Below are 16,418 nucleotides of genomic sequence, written 5' to 3'. Positions count from 1 at the left end.
TACACTGTCTGAAATGCACACAGCCGGATTTCCGCCAAATAGAAATCCGGCTCTATTTTCATGCTGCATAAAAAATCATTTCTTCTTTATTTCTTTCAGATATGCTCCGGCATCCTTTAGGAATCCCGCCACAATCAGAAGAATTACCATTCCGATCGGAAACGCTGCCACGATACTGACCGACTGCAGATTGCTCATAGAGCTTTCGGAAAAGACCAGTGCAATCGGAAGCAGAATCAGCAGAAGGCACCACATAAGCTGAATCGCTTTCGATGGCTGCTGTCCCTCTTCCAGACGGCGGTAGCTGTAGCAGGAAACCGTCAGCGCAATCGAATCAAACGAGGTCGCATAAAAGGCAATCATCGTGAGCAGCAGAACGACAAGAACCAGCGATGCACACGGGATCTTCTGGATCATGGCGATAATCATTCCATAGAGATCACCGTCTTTGGCATACCGCGCGATAAAATCCGCTTTTCCCGCCATCTGCATCCCCATCGATTCATTTCCCAGGATGATAAAGCTTAAAATCGTGGAGCCAACGCCGAATCCATATCCGCCAAGGATTGTCTGCCGCACCGTTCTTCCCCGGGAAATACTTCCGATAAAAAATGGCGCCGCCACGCACCATACCATCCAGTATGCCCAGTAATAAATAGTCCAGTTCTGCGGAAAATGCGTCTCGCGCAGCGGATCGGTATCGGTCGCCAACGTCGGGAAATACTGAATCATCCGTCCCAGCGATGAAAATCCCGTCTCGATAATATACCGCGTCTGTCCGCCGAACAGCAGCACGTACGCCAGTAGCCCGAAAAACAGATAGATGCAGAGCTTTGCCAGAAAACCGATTCCGCGGAAGCCGTGAAGCAGCGAATACGTGTACACAAAACACGTAATCAGCAGAATCACAATTGTCACTGCGTTCCGGTCCAGATTGATATGAAACAATGCATTGATTGCACTTGCCATCAGCGGCGTTGCCACGCTGAATGTCGTTGCCGTTCCTGCAAGGAGTGCAAATACCGCCAGCAGATCAATCAGCCGTCCGCCGATGCCGTCCGTCTGTTTTCCCATAATCGGACGGCAGGCTTCTGAATACCGCTGCCGGTTCCGTTTCCGCACGTGCAGCATAAACCCAAATGCGGCAGCGAGAACGAGATAAAAGCCCCACGGAATCAGACTCCAGTGAAACAGCGGGTACACGCCCGCCCACTCCTGGATTCCGCCCATCTTTTCAATCTGCGGATCAGCAGCATACATCACCCATTCTGCAAAAGAATAAAACAGAATGTCTGCCGCAAGGCCGCACGTAAACATCATGGATCCCCAGGCAAAAAAAGAATATTTCGGTTTCTCATCCTGCTCTCCTAACACAATATCGCCATATTTTGAAAATGCCAGATACAAAGAGAGCAGAAAAACGCCAAGGCCAATTGCAAGATAATAGACTCCAAAGGTATCTCCCAAGAAGAAGCGTACCTTCGCAAGAACTGTGTTGGACTGTTCCGGCAGGAGGAAAAACAAAATGCTGAGCGCTGCAATCAGTCCCAGCGGCAGCAGCGTGATCATCCAGTCAATCTGACCTTTTTTCCGTATTTTTCCGCTCTGTTTCTTTTTCGCCACTCTGTTTTCATCAACTGTATTCATGTTTTCTGTTCCTTTCTGCTATACTGCCCGATCCAGCTTATTTTTCTTCTGATTTTTCCTGCCCCTGTGCCTCATATCCGCAGTAAGACGGATCCAGATCGCAGAGTTCCGAGAAATCATCAATCTCAATCAGATCTTTGCCACATTGTCAAGTGATGAATTCAAGAAAACGGCAGCCGCAAAGAAAAATCTTTGTGGCTGCCGTTCTAATTGGCGGCTTGAAGCAAAAAAATCCCCGGTTGTACCAGGGAAATAAAAACTTTAGTATAGCCTAAAAGAGAAAGCTAGCGCCTTGAGGCGCGGCCAAGTAGAGTGGGCTTAAAGCCTGCGTCCCGAGCCACCCGTTTTACGGGTGGCAGCGACTCCTTGTCTGTTTATCTTATACTTGTCAATTTATATTATCCAATAATGTGAATTATAATATGACAGTACGGATGCATATTATAGAAACATAACTTTGAAAGAATCAAGCATAACCTGTGGAGTGACTCTTCAACGGATAAACTATTTTCACTTCATACAGTTCCGACATATGGAATAAGGAACACCAATCGCCCTCAATACAACTTTCTTTCTATTAGTTAAAAATGCACATAATCAAAAAAGAAAATCGACTTATTTTAGACAAATTCATTGACAAGTTCTGCTTTAGGTGATAAAATAAAAGTGAAAAGTCGAAATTTATATTGTTGGGAGGTAAGACCGATGATTTGTTTTAAGGTTAAGTTGCCTAACTTAATAATGGAGCATTTTTACCGACGCTGCCAGCTTTGGAGGCTTAGAATTAAAATTGTTTCTATTTGCGCATAAGTTAGGCATGATTATTTGTCTACTTATGCGCTTTTTTATTTGAATTTTCAGTATTAGCAGAAAGGAAGTGTTATACATAGATAACATATGGCTTATCCTTTTGCTTCTATTAAGTTTTTTTATGATTTTTAAGCCGGAACTTTTATGGAAAATTGAACACTTCTTTTCTGTAAAAGGCGGTGAACCTACAGATTTATATCTTGGTTTGATGCGGGTTGCTGGAGTATTCTTTTTTATTGCATCCATCATTTGCATTATTGTTTTGGTTTTATAAGAGAAGGGGGGCTTTTAATGAAAAAGCTAACACGTAAGATTGTTGCACTTACTCTTTCCTTGGTTATGTGCATAAGTTTTTCTAACACTACTTTTGCTTATGCCGACAACGAGAATATCAGTTCTTCTGCTGAAGCAAGCAAAGTGAATTGGTGGAAGATTGGCTGGATTATCCTTTCAGATTATGTGGAAAAGCTTATCGATCTCGATGGACAGAGTGAAAAGGATAGTAGTTGGGCCTATCTTGTTTCACCTAGCATAGAATATAACACGGGTGATATGGGGCCTGAGGTTTATTTTCGTCCAGAAGTAGATAACAGCGTTGGTTCTATCCGTATGCATGGACATAGGATTATCTTTGTCGATATTTTTACACAGATTGCACTCATCTTGTCAGATGCCTCTGGTGATACGGTAAGTCAAGCAACTACTGGTACAAATCAGTATATGTTTTATACAAAGAAAGCAGGAGACAGTTCTGGTACATGGAAAGCACAGTTTGTTTCAACTGAGACATACAAATGGCAGTTGTATTATGCCCATTATTACAATGCCAATGCTCGTTCAAGTGTTCCTATGACGGAAGATGGATTTTACTTTGGGGATAATAACAGAGTTTATCAATTCTCTGTTGCAGAATCTTACAGACTTAATTCTCTTCCTCCAGAGGTTGTTGATATGACACAACTTAATGCTCAATTTATTAATCCTGCTGATGGAAAAACTGTAGATTATCTCAAAGACTTTAATGCTGGAGATCAAGTTCATTTCTCTGATATAATTATTGACATTAGTTATGATGCGACTGAGGATGCGACTACATTTTATTTTACCGAGGATACTTATGAGGAAAACATAGGATGGAAATTTGCAGGAAATCTTCTTGACCAATATTCCGCTGGTGATGTTCTGAATCTAACTTTTGATGTGTTGAATGTCGGAAACTATCAGGGCATTACTTTTGAAAGCCTCGACTACTTTGAAGCAGCTTACGCGCATAATAACGGTGCCGCTTATCCCAATATTCAAGATTACCAATAATTTGATTTTGACATAAGGACTTATAGAAGAGGGCGTGTTGCGGATAATTTTCTGCAACGCGCCCTTTTTAGTATGCTTTAGCAAAATAAAGTTATCCCTTTTACTCTGGCCAAAGGAATAACTTTATTGCCTGATAGCATTAAAAGAAAATTGTTGTATCACTTTTGATATAAATTAAAAGTATTTAGCGTCTAAATTCTACCTTGACATTTCCCCAACAAAATTGTAAATAATCTTAACCTCCTGTGTCCTCTGACCATCAATCTTCTTGATTTCTCCAATCAGAATCCGGCTAATGAGCCGGTTCAGCACCGCCTCGTCCAGTTCCTCGATGGCGGCATAGCGCCGGATTTCCTTGATAAAAGTGCGGACTTCGCTTTCTTGCGCATCGGCACGACCTTGCATCATTGCCAGGTCATGCAGGCGTTTCTGGTTGGATTCCTGCTCCTGTTCCAGCGCCGCCGTCAGCTTCACAAACCGCTGCTCGGTCAGGATGCCTTTGGCCTTATCGGTGTACAGGCTCAGGAACATCCCGTCAATTTCCTGATTTCGGGCTTCCAGCCGCAGGCGTTCCTTTTCTGTCTGGGAGGCGTCCACCAGATACCGGTGCTCCATCCGGCGGCTGAGCCGCTGGTAGAACGCATCGGCATCCTTCATAGCCTGCGCCGCCAGTTCCTGAATGTCTTTCAGCACCAGATTGTATAAATCCCTGGCCTCGATCTTGTGGCTGGAACAGACCTTGCAGCCCATGCGGTTGTAGGTCTGGCAGATATAGTACGCCTTGTCAATCGGCTCCCGCATTTCGCCGGTGAAGCGGTTCTTCCCGGTTCGGCCCACTTTCTCATACCGCACCTGCATGGACTTCCCGCAGGTGGCGCAGTAGACCAGACCGTGGAACAGATTATAAAAGGGGCAGGAATTCCCCTGAATGGTCGGCCTGCGGTCAATGAGTTCCTGCACCTGTTCCCATTCCTCCGGCGTCACAATGGCCTCATGGCAGCCCTCGATCACTTCCCACTGGTCACGGGGAATAATGTCATAGGTGTTGGAGCGGATGCCTTTCTGATGCGTCCGAAAGACCAAATGTGCGCCCTTATAGAATGGATTTCTCAGGATGTGACTGATTCTGGCTCCGCCCCAGAAATAATAGTTGGCGTCAAACTCCGTGTTGGCTTTGACATGGGTGATTGGGATTTTTTCTTCCATCAGACGTTTGGAAATCCTCATGCAGCCCAGCCCGTCAAGGGCATAGTCATAGATTTTGCGGATGATTGGCGCTGTCTCAGGGTCAATGATGAGATGCCCCTTGTCCTCCGGGTCACGCATCAGGCCGAAGGGCGGCGTCCCTCCGCAGAACTTCCCCTGCCGGGAGCGGGTGGTGATGCCTGCCAGCACCTTTTTAGAAATATCCCGGCTGTACATATCGTTCAGGATATTCTTAAAGGGCGTAATGTCCATCTCCTGACGGGTCAGGCTGTCCACGCCGTCCGTGATGGCGATATAGCGTACATTGTGTTTGGGGAAAAAGATTTCGATATAGCTGCCAGCTTCAATATAGTTCCTACCAAGCCTGGATAGGTCTTTGGTGATGACGCAGCCGATCTTCCCCGCCTCAATGTCAGCGATCATGCGCTGGAAGGCAGGGCGGTTGAAATTGCGGCCCGTATAGCCGTCATCCACATAATATTCATACTGGAACATTCCATGCTTTTCAGCAAAGTCCCGAAGCATGATTTTCTGGTTGCTGATGCTCATACTCTCGTTGTCGCCGCCGTCATCCAGAGAGATGCGGCAGTAGAGAGCGGTGATTTTCTCATAGACTTGTTTTTTCCTGCTCATAGCGTTCTCCTTCTATGAACAGGGACACGATACCATTATAGTACCATGTCCCTGCCCCTGAATCAACCGTTTTTACGCAGCGTTTTCGGCCATTTCCCGCTGTTCCAGCCATTCCTCGAAGTGTTCGCAGGTCTGGCGCTCGATCAGCTGCTCAAAGGCTTCCCGCATGGACTTCTCCCCGGAGAACTCCCGCACCACCACAAAACGGACTTTATTTTTCTGCTGTTTGCTTTTTTCCATAGGCTACCTCCATAGAGTAGCAGGCCAGACGGCAGCACTGGCAACGAAGTCCGGCAACGAACCTCTGAAAACCTGTAAACTACCGTCTGACCTGCAAATCTTACTTTATCAATTTTCTTGAAAAATCTCGTTGTTTTCGTTGCCGGAGATAGAGATAGATATTAGAAAATACCTTATTTACAGGCTTTTTCCGTATCCAGACCGGAGAATCCCCGGCAACAAACCCGGCAACCAAGTGGCAACCATCCCGGCAACAGACCGCTAATTTTATGCGATCCACTCCTTCGGCAGTTCCAGCTGGCAGCATTCTTCCTCGGTCAGCTCCACAAATCCATCTTCGTTGCCGGGCAGTTCGTTGCCGGAAACGTCCCGTTCCCAGCCCCTCTGCCTGCCATATCCGGTGAACATCCGGGGATTGGAGAATGGTTTCCAGCCCGTCACCACCGTGTTCATGATCTCGTTGATATTGTGCAGCTGCCACCGCTTCGGCTCATCGTAGGTGTGGCCCAGCGCCTCCTTGAACAGCTGTTTGGAGCAGACCATGCTGCCGGTGTAGTGTTCCAGAAAGCCCTGTATCTGTCCGGCCTCGGTGTCCTCCGGCATGAAATCCTTCTGCACCTCCACCAGCTGGCGCTGGATGGACTTGCTGAACTTCATAGAGTAGTGGCCGCTGCGGTAAATCGTCATGGCCTCCGCCCAGACCTGTAAAAGATAGGCTCTGGAGGCGTCCTCGTCCTCCAAAATGTGAACCTCTGCATTCTCCGGGTAAATCATGATCGGCAAAAAGCGCCGATTTCCGGCCCGGTCAAGGGGCAGGAAGTCCAGTGTGTTGGACGAACCGCCGAACACACACTGCCGCAGCCGGTCTTTGGGCTGGGCCTCGTAGGGCGTCCGGTAGGTTTCCTTCTGGCGGCTGATAAAGGAGCGGATTTCTTCAATGCTTTTGGCGCTGCTGGTAGCCAGCATCTCCGACATTTCGATAATCCAGTGTCCTTGCAGCTTCAGATACACCCTGTCATCGTCCAGTTTTTTCAGGTCGTCACTGAACCACTCGTCCCGGATCGCCAGCAAGCGGAAGAAGCTGGACTTGCCAGCCCCCTGACCGCCCACCAGACAGAGCATTTCCTCATATTTGGAGCCGGGGCGGAATACCCGCCGGATAGCCCCCAGCAAAAAGTGTTTCAGCATTTCCTCCACATAGTCGCTCTCGTCCGCACCTAAGAAATGATGGAGACAGGAGCGGATGCGGGGCGTCCCGTCCCAGACAAGGCCGTTTAGCACGTCCTGTATGGGATGGTAGCAGTTCTCATTCGCCACGATGGAGAGCGCCGCCGTCATCTTTTTCTCACTGGTCAGGCCATAGGTCTGCTCAAAATAGAGAAGCAGATATTTCACGTCCGTATCCGTCAGGGCACTGGTATTCCTGCGCCAGCCTAAATCCTGTACAATGTCCACCCGGTCAGTCAAAAGGTTCAGGCGGATCGCCCCACGCAGGAGAGGGTCATGGCAGAACACCGTCCGGCAGTTGCCGATGGTGTTGGCGGGCTGGCCCTTCTCGGTGACGGACAGGCTTTCCCGCACCTCATCAACGCTCCGCTCCGGCGCTAAGGCTTCGGCTGCGCTCATGGCGGCCTGCCGGGTGGCTAGCGGTAAACTCTGATATTCGCTGCTCAATCTTCCTCACCTCTTTTCCATACTCAGCGACCACGGAAGCACGTTCCTCCATGCTGCCGGACAAGAGAATATCCAGCAGATATTCCGTGTACGGTTTCTTTTGCAGGGCCTCCACGAACAGCGGATTCCACGCTTCATCCGGCGTCTGCGGGGCGTATTCCTTCTCCCAGCGTTCCAGCAGATGCAGGTAATTGCACAGCACCCGGAAACATTTCTGCTCCGCCTGCCGGTAACGCAGTTCCTCGCTGATTTTTCGCTTGACCGGCCTCCTGCGGGGCGGGTCATGGCCTTTGGCGTCATAGTGGACAGAGAAATCCTCCGCCAGCTTCAGCGCCGCCTCCTTACTGCTCAGACTAAACAGACGGGCGGTAAAATCAATCACATCCCCATCTGCCTGACAGCCAAAGCAGTGGAACCGATGGTCAATCTTCATACTGGGATGTTTGTCATCATGGAAGGGACAGCAGGCCATGCCATTCCTGCCAACCTGCACCCCGTAATATTCCGCAGCCTGCCTTGTGGTGACAGACTCCTTCACCGCTTCAAATATATTCGATTTTCTCACCTCCAGGCAGAGAAAAAAGCACCCGTTTCCGCAGAAAATCAGGTGCCTCATAACTCCATATCGTGTTTCTTTTTCGGAGCAATCCGCCCCTCACGTTCCCAGCGTTCCCGGTTATCTCGGTCAGCGTTCAGCCTGCCTTTCGCCAGCTTCTCCCGGATGGATTCTCTGGCCTTCTCCTTAATCTGCTCCTTACCGGCCTTCTTGACCTCCGGCTGCATGAGAGTTTTCTGGATTTTTGCCAGGGCGTTCTGCATGACCCGTTTGATTTTGGTAATCACTCCATCCAGACGGGCGGCAGCGTAGTCACGCTCCTTCTTCGGGGCCTTCCGCTCCGGCGAAAGCACCCACTTTTTCGTTTCCTCGATCAGACGAATATCTTCTTTGTGTGTCTCCTGCCGGACGGTATCGGTCACCACCTCCACCGCCTTGTCATAGGCCGCATCGGAAACATCATCTAACAGCGTCTCCACGTCCTCGATTTTGAGCGTCAGTTCTTCCAGCTTCTGCTCCTGCGCCGCAAGCTGCTCCTTCTGCTTCATCAGGATATAATCCTGTTTTTCCAGATAGTCCCGCCCGCCGTAGGACGGCTCCTGATCCAGATGCAGCCCATGCCGTCTGGCGATGTCAAACAGGATCGTCCGGCAGACCGCATCAAAGGTCTGCTTGCGGTTGTTGTTCCGGCCTTTGGGCTTCTCCGGGTTGGGGAGAGGGATGCCAAGTTCTTCCAGCGCCTTTTCCTGCTGGGGGCACAGTTCCCCATAGCGGTTCTCACAGTCAAAGACGTGCCGCTCATGGATGTGGGGCGTCCCCTCGTCCAGATGGAGCGCCCAGTCCAGGATGTGGATATGGGAACCGAAGCGGCGCTCAAATTCCTGATAAAACTCATTGACGATGGAAAAGAGCGTATCCGGCGAGACGGATTCTCCCATCGTGCCGATCTGGTAGATACTTTCCTCCGGGCAGGTCTTGTTGTTTTTCAGCAAGTCCTCCACAGTGCGGTTGCGCTCGGTGTGCCGGGTTTTCTCATTCCGGGCGTTCTGAGCTTCCACATAGCCGCCGTAATGCTCGTAGTAATACATCCGCTCGATTTCCTCAAAGCTGAAATCCGGCTGCTCCGGGTTCTCCCGGAACTCATGGGTGGTAAAGCCCCGGTAGCAGTCCCAGTAGACATTTTGCCTTGCCCGTTCTGCGTCAATGTGTTCGCTGTTCTCCACATCGAACCGGCGGTCATTGTGGCGGGGATTATAGGTGCCATGCTTGCCGGAGCGTCCATTGTGTCGTGTCAGTTTCAAACAGATTTCCTCCTTCCTGCGAAGATGTTCTGGGGCCGGGGAAGGGGCGGCGAAGCCGCAAATCCTGCGAATTTTGCGTCAGGTAATACCCAATACAAGTTGACGCAGGCATCAACTTTCCCTGGGCAAGGCGTTTCACCCTTGACCCGATGGGGCGGCTGCCCTCAACCTGCCAAGGCACTTCGTCCTTGACCCGATAATGGCTGCCGCCCTTAACCTGCCAATGGGCGTTGCCCCTTGACCCCAGCAGTGCGCTGCCGCCCCTGCACCCCGCCACAAAGGGCTGGCCGCCCTCTGTACTTCCGCACCGGCGAAGCTGGCTTCCACCGCAGGAACGGTGTTTGCCAGTTTCACCGGCTCCGTATCCACACATTTGCGCCCATAGGCGGGGAGTGGATACGGAATACGCCTGCGGGGATTGCCGGTCAAAACATCGGGTGCAGACCCGTCATTTTTCCCGTAAACACCCCGATTTTAGGCGATTTTTTCTTCCGTTACCACCACCTGAAAGCCATGCTCCTTTGCGTACTCCCTTGCGGCGGCTTTCCGTTCTTCGCTGTACGGAGGCACCAGCCGGATCGACAGCCGGGACTTGTCCAGCACATAGGTCACGCTGCCCTCCGGCGTGCTGCGCTCCAACCGGCACAACAGTGGGTACTTCCGGCTGAAATCAGCCAGCCTGCGCTTCAAGCTGGCGTTGAAGGTGTAGACGCTGGCAAGGTTCTCCGCCTCGTTCCAGTTGATGATGGTTTCTTTCTCATACTTAGACAGCTTCTTCATACAGATCCTCCTCATAATCGGTGTAAGATTTCAGCACACGCAGGTTGCGCTTGAGACGGCGGTACTCGTCCATCTCCATGCGCAGATGGTGATAAAAATCCTCGTACCAGCTTTCGTTCATCTCCGTCTCCACCTTCCGGGCCAGCCCCAGCATCCGGCGTTTGGCCTCCGGGTCAACCGTCAGAGCCGTCAGCCATTTCAGCCGTGTCACCGTATTGTGGTGGCTGAGACAGCCGTAAGCGTAGAGAATCTTCTTTTCTTTCATACTCAGTGTCATAATGATTTCCTCCATTTCTTTGCTGCGGAGCCATGCGCCCCGCATGATAAACTTGTTTCCTGTCCGCCGGTCTGCCTGCAAGCCGCTCCTGCCCGGAATTTCTCCCGGCGTATCGGCCTCTTTGGTGTGCTCGATTTCTGTCCTGGCGTCACTTCCCCGGAGGCCATACCCCTTGCAGCCGGTCATTCGATTTTCAAGGTTCTGTGCCTGTCTGCAAGAACCAGTTTACCGAAAAAAGAGGCCCTTTCCCGTATATCCAAAACGTCGGAAAAACGCTCGAAATCCGCATATTTCCACGCTTATGGAATCGTGCTATAATGGGTGTAATCACTGAAAAAGATAACGAGAGAGGGGGCTTTGGATGTACGCAAAGCTGACAATCCCGGAGCGGCTCAAAGACCTGCGGGTGGTGGACAAGCACCTGACGCTGGAACAACTGGCGGAGCAGACCGGCCTGTCTAAATCCGCGCTGGGAAAATACGAAACCGATGACTACAAGGACATCAGCCCGTTTGCGATTGCAACGCTGGCGGACTTTTACGGCGTGTCCACCGACTATCTGATGGGGCTGACGGAAAATAAAAATCACCCAAACACAGAACTTCAATCTCTGCATCTGAGTGATGATATGGTGGAACTTTTGAGCAGCGGCAAAATCAACAACCGGCTTCTCTGCGAACTGGCTGCCCACCCGAATTTCCGGCGGCTGATGATAGATATGGAAATCTGCATCGACCAGATCGCCAATATGCGGGTGGAGCAGATGAATCTGGTGTTGGAGGCCACCCGGCAGACCGTCATGAGCAAGTATGCGCCCGGAGAAGATGACCTCTATATGCGGACGCTGGAACTGGGGCAGGTGCAGGAAAGCGATTTTTACAGCCATGTCATGCACGATGATCTGGACAGCATCGTCCGGGACATCCGGGAAGCACACCGCAAGGACAAGACCACCGCCGACCCGCAGCCCACGCTGGATGACGTCAAGGAAAAGTTTGAACAGGCGCTCGAACAGGGCAGCCAAGAGGAAGTGGTAATCCACGAATTTTGCGACAGAATGCAGATACCCTTCGAGAAGATTTCCTCAGAGGACTTCTCTGCATTTTTGCGGATACTGAGCCTGTCCAAAATGCTCAAAAATCCCAACAACATGAGAGGAAAGGCCAAGCCGCAGCCGTACTATGCGCCCAAGCGGAAGAAACGCAGATAACAGGAAAGCCGCCCAATCTGTACCGTTGGACGGCTTTCGACCCGTTTGTGGGCGGAATAAAATATGTGGTTATACATCCGTTAGCTGACCGTTTTCATCAGCTTTTTCATAAACTTCCAGAGACGGATGCCATCTTTGAGGCCCAGCCGGTAAAAGAAGCACTCGCTTTCTGCACCAGAATCGAAAATAGAATCACAGTAGTGTCTTACAGCGTCCTTCTGTTCCTCAGACAATGCGCTGATTGCTTTTTCATACTCGTTTTCCAAGCGAAGGCAGTCCTCTTTTTTCTCCGTGCCGGTTTCTGCCTCCCGCCACTTAGCAAACTGGCTCTGCATCCGCTCCTGAATCATCAAATCAACCAATTTTTCTATATCTGTACCCATAAGCGCCCCTCCTTATGCTGGGCGGATATAATTCCGGTATGTTTCCAGGACGGAATCTGACACACCGCTTTTATATACTTTGCGGATGTCGGAGATTTCCTCTTGCTTCAGCAGTTTCAGCCATTTCAGCAGCTCAGCCCTGCCGTTGGCAAAGTTACAATAACGCCCATCGGCGTATTCGATACGGTATCTCATAGACAGGCACCTCCTTAAACAAAAATCATCTCAGAGAGGATGATTTCCTCTGCTCGGCTGCGAATGCTGTTCATGCCCCCGACCCACGCAAGCTGGTCACGGGCTTTCAGTTCCTCGGTGACACCCTCCGCCTCCTGCATCTGCGAGACGATACACGCCAGCCGGTCAGCGGCCTGTTCGTTCAGGTCAGCAAGATATGTCCAGAGTTTTCCCGACAGAAGCAGGGCATTGTACTGGCCGGGCCGGTGTTCTTGCAGAAACGCTTTGTGCATCCGGCCCCACCGCCCAATGGGGCGGCTTTCCTCCGGTAGCTCCAGATCGGGGATGTAGTAGTCTCCCACCAGCGTGTAGCTGATTCCGTTTTGATGGATTTTCTTTGGTAAATGCTCCATGTTCGACCTCCTGTATTCAGTTATTTCAGAATCCAGTTGATCGTGTCCCTGTTCATGATAAATTCAAGGCAACTGAACTCTTCACGAACAAGTATGGCATATCGCCTTCCTGCATAGGATAAATGCCAAGCTCATATTCTTCAAAATGACAGAACATCGCCACATCATCCCAGTAAATCTGGCGGTTCTGTTTTTTTTCAAATTCCAGTTCCAGGTGGCGTTTCAGCCGCTTTCCGTCCTCCCGGTTCCAACGTGATACACTGAAGAGCTGCCAGCCGCCCTTACCGCCGGTCCGGCTACAGGAACACACGATTCCATCCTTCACCTGCATCAGCCATTCATCCGTCTTTTCGTCCGTCCAGACAGCATTGTAGCCAGAATGCGTAAATTCCGGTGCAAGAATTTCTTTTTTGTATATAATCTGATCCCCATCCAGAATCATTGCATTTTCCAACTGTTCCCGCGCCACATAGAGCGATGCAATATTATTGCAGGAATCCCAGTATGGATTTTCGATCAGTGTCACACCTTTATATTCTGCGGTAAGGCACGCAAACTGCTCTTTCCGATATCCCACTACTACATAAATCTCATAAATTCCATTTTCATGCAGCGCCTGAATCACCGTATCAATCATGCGGACACCCTTCACACGGATCAGCGGTTTCGGCGTAGTAAGCGTTACCGGCCGCATCCGCGTTCCCGTTCCCGCCGCCATGATAATTGCACGTTCTACATGATTTTTCTGCTGAATTTCACTTCCCGGTCTCTGCCCCACATCCATCGCTTTCATTCTTCCACCCTCTTATTCTTCCTGACCTTTGCTTTTGGCAAGCTCCTGCTTAACAAGTTTATAGTAATCCTTAGCATATCGGTACTGTTTCAGCGAATACTCGCCAAACTCCACGCCTAACCGGCTCTTATACTCACACCAGTTGCTCCATAAAAGCCCGCACACCGCAATGTATGCATAAATTTTCGTGCGCACCTCCTGCGGACAGCCTTCCGTAAAATAACTGTCGATCAGCGCATCCACCTGCGGACGGTCATACATGGCGTAAATGCAGAACATCGCCAGATCCACATGTGCATCCTGCATGCCCGCATATTCCCAGTCAATCAGACGAATTTCCGTTCCGCCGTTTTTCTCCACAAACAGAAAATTGTCCGGCACCGCATCAATATGCGTCAGCGTCCACACCTTCGGCTGCGCTTCCAGATAAGCCTCAAGCTCCAGCACATGCGCTTTCGTCGTGCTGTAATCCCGATAAACAGACGGTTCTCCCTCCCACAGACTTTCATAGTATGCGATCTGGTCAAACAGCGAAAACGTATGCTCCACGCTCAGATGCTCCTCATGGAAGGAACGGAGCTTTTTCATACAGGCCTGCACATCCTCAGGGTTTTCCGGATCGCAGACACGCGCACCCTCCAGGTATTTCGTAATCTTATAGCCGTTTTCCGGATTGATCGACACGATTTCATCGCAGATGCCCTTTCCGTCCAGTGTCCGATATACCGTCGCCTCCTGCCTGCGGTTGATCAGAAGACTCGTGCCTTCCCCCGGAATTCTCATAATATACCGCCCGCCGCGACAGCGGAATAAAAACGAACGGTTTGTCATTCCCTTTTTCAGGACCTCAATTCCCGTAATCTCCTCACCGGAAACCGAAAGCACCCGTTCAATTTCTGCCATCGCATCCGACTTCAGCTGATCCGAATTTTCATCCAGTTCCCGCAGCTGCTCGTAGGTATTGATCTCCACCACAGCTCCTTCCGGGACAAGCTTTGCCTGCACCGGCATTCCGTTTTCCGCAAAAAGGGCATCCTCCCAGAAAACATGGTCATACCGGCGATCCTGTACCATCGTTTCGATTCGCCGCGCCATCGACTGTGCCACAGAATCCGTCAGATAGCTGATGCCGATCATATGATTTCCTTCTTTTTCCCCGCCTGAGGGCACAAGCTCCCACTTCCGGCTCACACGAACCGTACTGTCTGGATCTTTTGCATCGCTCACCAGATACCAGGAATACCACTCATACTCCGAAAACGGATTTTCCCGGCACCAGAGGTCGCACGGCATAAGATACGTTTCACCAAGCTGCGGCAATACCTTTGCCAGGGAATGCAGGTTGTTTTTCTCTGCATACTCCATATTGACAACCAGCTTCACGCCATACCGGTCAACCAGATAATCGTACTGTTCCTTTTTAAAACCAACGACAACATAAATTTCCTTCACCTTTACCGCATGAAGCTGACGGATCAGCCGCTCGATCAGCGGTTCCCCCTCTACTTCCAAAAGTCCTTTCGGCGTTTCCATATTAATCGGCACCATCCGCATTCCATATCCGGCAGCCAGAATCACCGCGTTTTTCGGGCGATGCTTTGCCATCTCAAGCCTGGCTTTTTCCGTCAGCTCCATATCTGTTGTTAAAAAACCCTGCCCCTGCAGCGCTTTCACCGAACGGTTTACCATTCCCAGTGAAAACCCACACCGCTCCGCCAGCGCACGCTGGTTCCGGCAGTGGTATTGCAGGATCACGTTCAAAATATCAGATTCTTGTTTGTTCATGTACATCTATCCTTTCATTTTCGTGAACATCGTTATTATAATACAGGACCGGCGACATGTCAAGCTGCCAGCCGATCCTGTGAAACAATATGCCCAGATTAAGTTACGGTTCACTGGTTCCCAGCGAACCGTAACATTCGCAGCCCTAATCCATGTGCAAGTTTTTTCACCATCCTCCTTCCGGTACAAGATCCACGCAGACAATCTCCGGAATATTGTTGAACCGCGGAATCACCTCCGTATTTCCAAGCCCCGCAGACAAAACCAGATGCCGTTTTCCATCCTTTGAATCAAAAACACCCTTCAGCCGTCCCGGAAACCAGCCCATATCCGGCGCATATACGCCGCCGATTCCAGGCAAAATGACCTGCCCTCCGTGAAGATGACCAGAAAACACGCAGTCCATGTTCCATTCCTCCAGGGCATCATTTTTCAGCCAGGCAATCGGAAGATGACTAAGCAGGATCTTGTAACGGTCGGTATTCTCAAAATCCCACAGAAACATGCATTCGCTAAGATCAGCTTCTTCCGTTTCCAGGTATTTGTCCGGCAGGCAGTAACCGTAAATGCCGCCGATGCGAAGAGACTGGCCTTTTACAGTAATATCCCGGTATTGGTGCTCCAGAACGATTGCACCGGCGTCCTGATACAATTGTGTGATGTCTGTGCCAAAATTGTCCCGGTATTCTATCTCATGATTTCCCAGGGACAGATAGACGGGAGCAATCTCACATAGAGAAGAAATTAAATTGGTAGCAATCTCTGTGACGGGCTCTCCGGAATTTAACAGATCCCCTGTAAGCAGAATCAGATCGGGCGACTGACTTGCTATCCGGTCAATCAGCTCCTGATTGTCTTCTCCAAACTCGCTGTTGTGCAGATCCGTCAGCTGCACAATCCGGATTGGGGTATCGATTTTGTCGGAGGGGATCTGATAGGAAGAGTAACTTAGGGAGTGTTTCGATTGGTCGAGGTTTTGGCAGGTTGTGATTCCGAGGAATAGAAGTATAATAATGACGAGCACCCATTTATGCTGCCTTGATATTTGCATTGATTTATCCTCCATGGTATTTTCCATTAAAGACTGCTATCACACAATAGCCCTTCAATCAAATATATCTCCTTCTTACGCTTTGCAACATATAATATCATCATAATCAATCCGTTACAACGTAAGCGATGAATAATCACCCGTTCACGACCTCCAGGGAACCTCAAATGT

Annotated in this window: 17 protein-coding genes; 3 read left to right on the top strand and 14 right to left on the bottom strand. The window is 50.0% G+C overall.

What is annotated here, in order from left to right; all coding sequences use genetic code 11:
- Nucleotides 1-75 precede the first annotated feature (75 nt).
- Nucleotides 76-1,647 carry a BCCT family transporter gene (locus tag DW769_RS07980; RefSeq protein ID WP_022461560.1) on the bottom strand — a complete coding sequence of 524 codons (1,572 nt, stop codon included), beginning with the start codon at nt 1,645-1,647 and terminating at the stop codon, nt 76-78.
- An 877-nt stretch (nt 1,648-2,524) separates the two neighbouring features.
- On the opposite strand from DW769_RS07980, the gene DW769_RS17280 reads away from it, so the two are divergent.
- Nucleotides 2,525-2,731 (top strand): DUF6199 family natural product biosynthesis protein, encoded by a 207-nt coding sequence (locus DW769_RS17280; RefSeq protein ID WP_334291862.1) that lies wholly within the window; start codon nt 2,525-2,527, stop codon nt 2,729-2,731.
- Between the two features lie 17 nt (nt 2,732-2,748).
- Nucleotides 2,749-3,771 carry a hypothetical protein gene (locus DW769_RS07970; protein WP_055221986.1) on the top strand — a complete coding sequence of 341 codons (1,023 nt, stop codon included), beginning with the start codon at nt 2,749-2,751 and terminating at the stop codon, nt 3,769-3,771.
- A gap of 198 nt (nt 3,772-3,969) precedes the next feature.
- Here the strand turns inward: DW769_RS07970 and DW769_RS07965 are convergent, their stop codons facing one another.
- The 7 genes from DW769_RS07965 to DW769_RS16850 all read right to left on the bottom strand — a co-directional run bounded on the left by DW769_RS07965 (nt 3,970) and on the right by DW769_RS16850 (nt 10,624).
- A complete protein-coding gene (locus tag DW769_RS07965) occupies nt 3,970-5,610 on the bottom strand; it encodes a recombinase family protein (protein WP_055221983.1) in 1,641 nt (546 codons plus the stop codon).
- Between the two features lie 72 nt (nt 5,611-5,682).
- The gene (locus DW769_RS16590; protein WP_164468434.1) at nt 5,683-5,850 is read right to left on the bottom strand and encodes a hypothetical protein; all 168 of its coding nucleotides are present in this window, start codon (nt 5,848-5,850) and stop codon (nt 5,683-5,685) included.
- Nucleotides 5,851-6,117: 267 nt separating this feature from the next.
- Nucleotides 6,118-7,476, bottom strand: coding sequence for a virulence-associated E family protein (locus tag DW769_RS07955; RefSeq protein ID WP_055221981.1), 1,359 nt, complete (start codon nt 7,474-7,476; stop codon nt 6,118-6,120).
- The gene (locus DW769_RS07950; protein WP_055266766.1) at nt 7,436-8,140 is read right to left on the bottom strand and encodes a CHC2 zinc finger domain-containing protein; all 705 of its coding nucleotides are present in this window, start codon (nt 8,138-8,140) and stop codon (nt 7,436-7,438) included. The genes DW769_RS07955 and DW769_RS07950 overlap by 41 nt, the downstream gene beginning before the upstream one ends.
- The gene (locus tag DW769_RS07945; RefSeq protein ID WP_055266764.1) at nt 8,137-9,381 is read right to left on the bottom strand and encodes a hypothetical protein; all 1,245 of its coding nucleotides are present in this window, start codon (nt 9,379-9,381) and stop codon (nt 8,137-8,139) included. Before DW769_RS07945 ends, DW769_RS07950 begins: the two co-directional genes overlap by 4 nt.
- Before the next feature lie 474 nt (nt 9,382-9,855).
- Entirely contained in the window at nt 9,856-10,161 is a 306-nt protein-coding gene (locus DW769_RS07940; protein WP_055222220.1) for a hypothetical protein, read from the bottom strand.
- A complete protein-coding gene (locus DW769_RS16850) occupies nt 10,145-10,624 on the bottom strand; it encodes a hypothetical protein (protein WP_226906287.1) in 480 nt (159 codons plus the stop codon). The genes DW769_RS07940 and DW769_RS16850 overlap by 17 nt, the downstream gene beginning before the upstream one ends.
- A 175-nt stretch (nt 10,625-10,799) precedes the next feature.
- On the opposite strand from DW769_RS16850, the gene DW769_RS07930 reads away from it, so the two are divergent.
- Complete coding sequence (locus tag DW769_RS07930; protein WP_055266762.1) at nt 10,800-11,648, top strand: helix-turn-helix domain-containing protein; 849 nt, start codon at nt 10,800-10,802, stop codon at nt 11,646-11,648.
- 80 nt (nt 11,649-11,728) lie between these two features.
- Here the strand turns inward: DW769_RS07930 and DW769_RS16845 are convergent, their stop codons facing one another.
- The 6 genes from DW769_RS16845 to DW769_RS07900 form a co-directional block, all read right to left on the bottom strand.
- A complete protein-coding gene (locus DW769_RS16845) occupies nt 11,729-12,031 on the bottom strand; it encodes a hypothetical protein (RefSeq protein WP_055219875.1) in 303 nt (100 codons plus the stop codon).
- 12 nt (nt 12,032-12,043) lie between these two features.
- A complete protein-coding gene (locus tag DW769_RS07920; protein ID WP_055219873.1) occupies nt 12,044-12,226 on the bottom strand; it encodes a hypothetical protein in 183 nt (60 codons plus the stop codon).
- Between the two features lie 14 nt (nt 12,227-12,240).
- Nucleotides 12,241-12,618 (bottom strand): TnpV protein, encoded by a 378-nt coding sequence (locus DW769_RS07915; RefSeq protein WP_055219871.1) that lies wholly within the window; start codon nt 12,616-12,618, stop codon nt 12,241-12,243.
- Between the two features lie 52 nt (nt 12,619-12,670).
- Nucleotides 12,671-13,411 (bottom strand): NTP transferase domain-containing protein, encoded by a 741-nt coding sequence (locus tag DW769_RS07910; protein ID WP_242998424.1) that lies wholly within the window; start codon nt 13,409-13,411, stop codon nt 12,671-12,673.
- A 12-nt stretch (nt 13,412-13,423) separates the two neighbouring features.
- On the bottom strand, nt 13,424-15,196 hold the full coding sequence (locus DW769_RS07905) for an NTP transferase domain-containing protein (protein WP_118750219.1): 1,773 nt from the start codon (nt 15,194-15,196) through the stop codon (nt 13,424-13,426).
- A gap of 166 nt (nt 15,197-15,362) precedes the next feature.
- Nucleotides 15,363-16,247, bottom strand: a complete 885-nt coding sequence (locus DW769_RS07900) for a metallophosphoesterase (RefSeq protein ID WP_158579810.1) — start codon at nt 16,245-16,247, stop codon at nt 15,363-15,365.
- Between the last annotated feature and the right edge of the window lie 171 nt (nt 16,248-16,418).

It is taken from the genome of Blautia sp. AM29-29 (assembly GCF_003480555.1).
GTDB classification, from domain to species: domain Bacteria; phylum Bacillota; class Clostridia; order Lachnospirales; family Lachnospiraceae; genus Fusicatenibacter; species Fusicatenibacter saccharivorans.
This window is presented reverse-complemented; position numbering and strand designations above follow the sequence as displayed.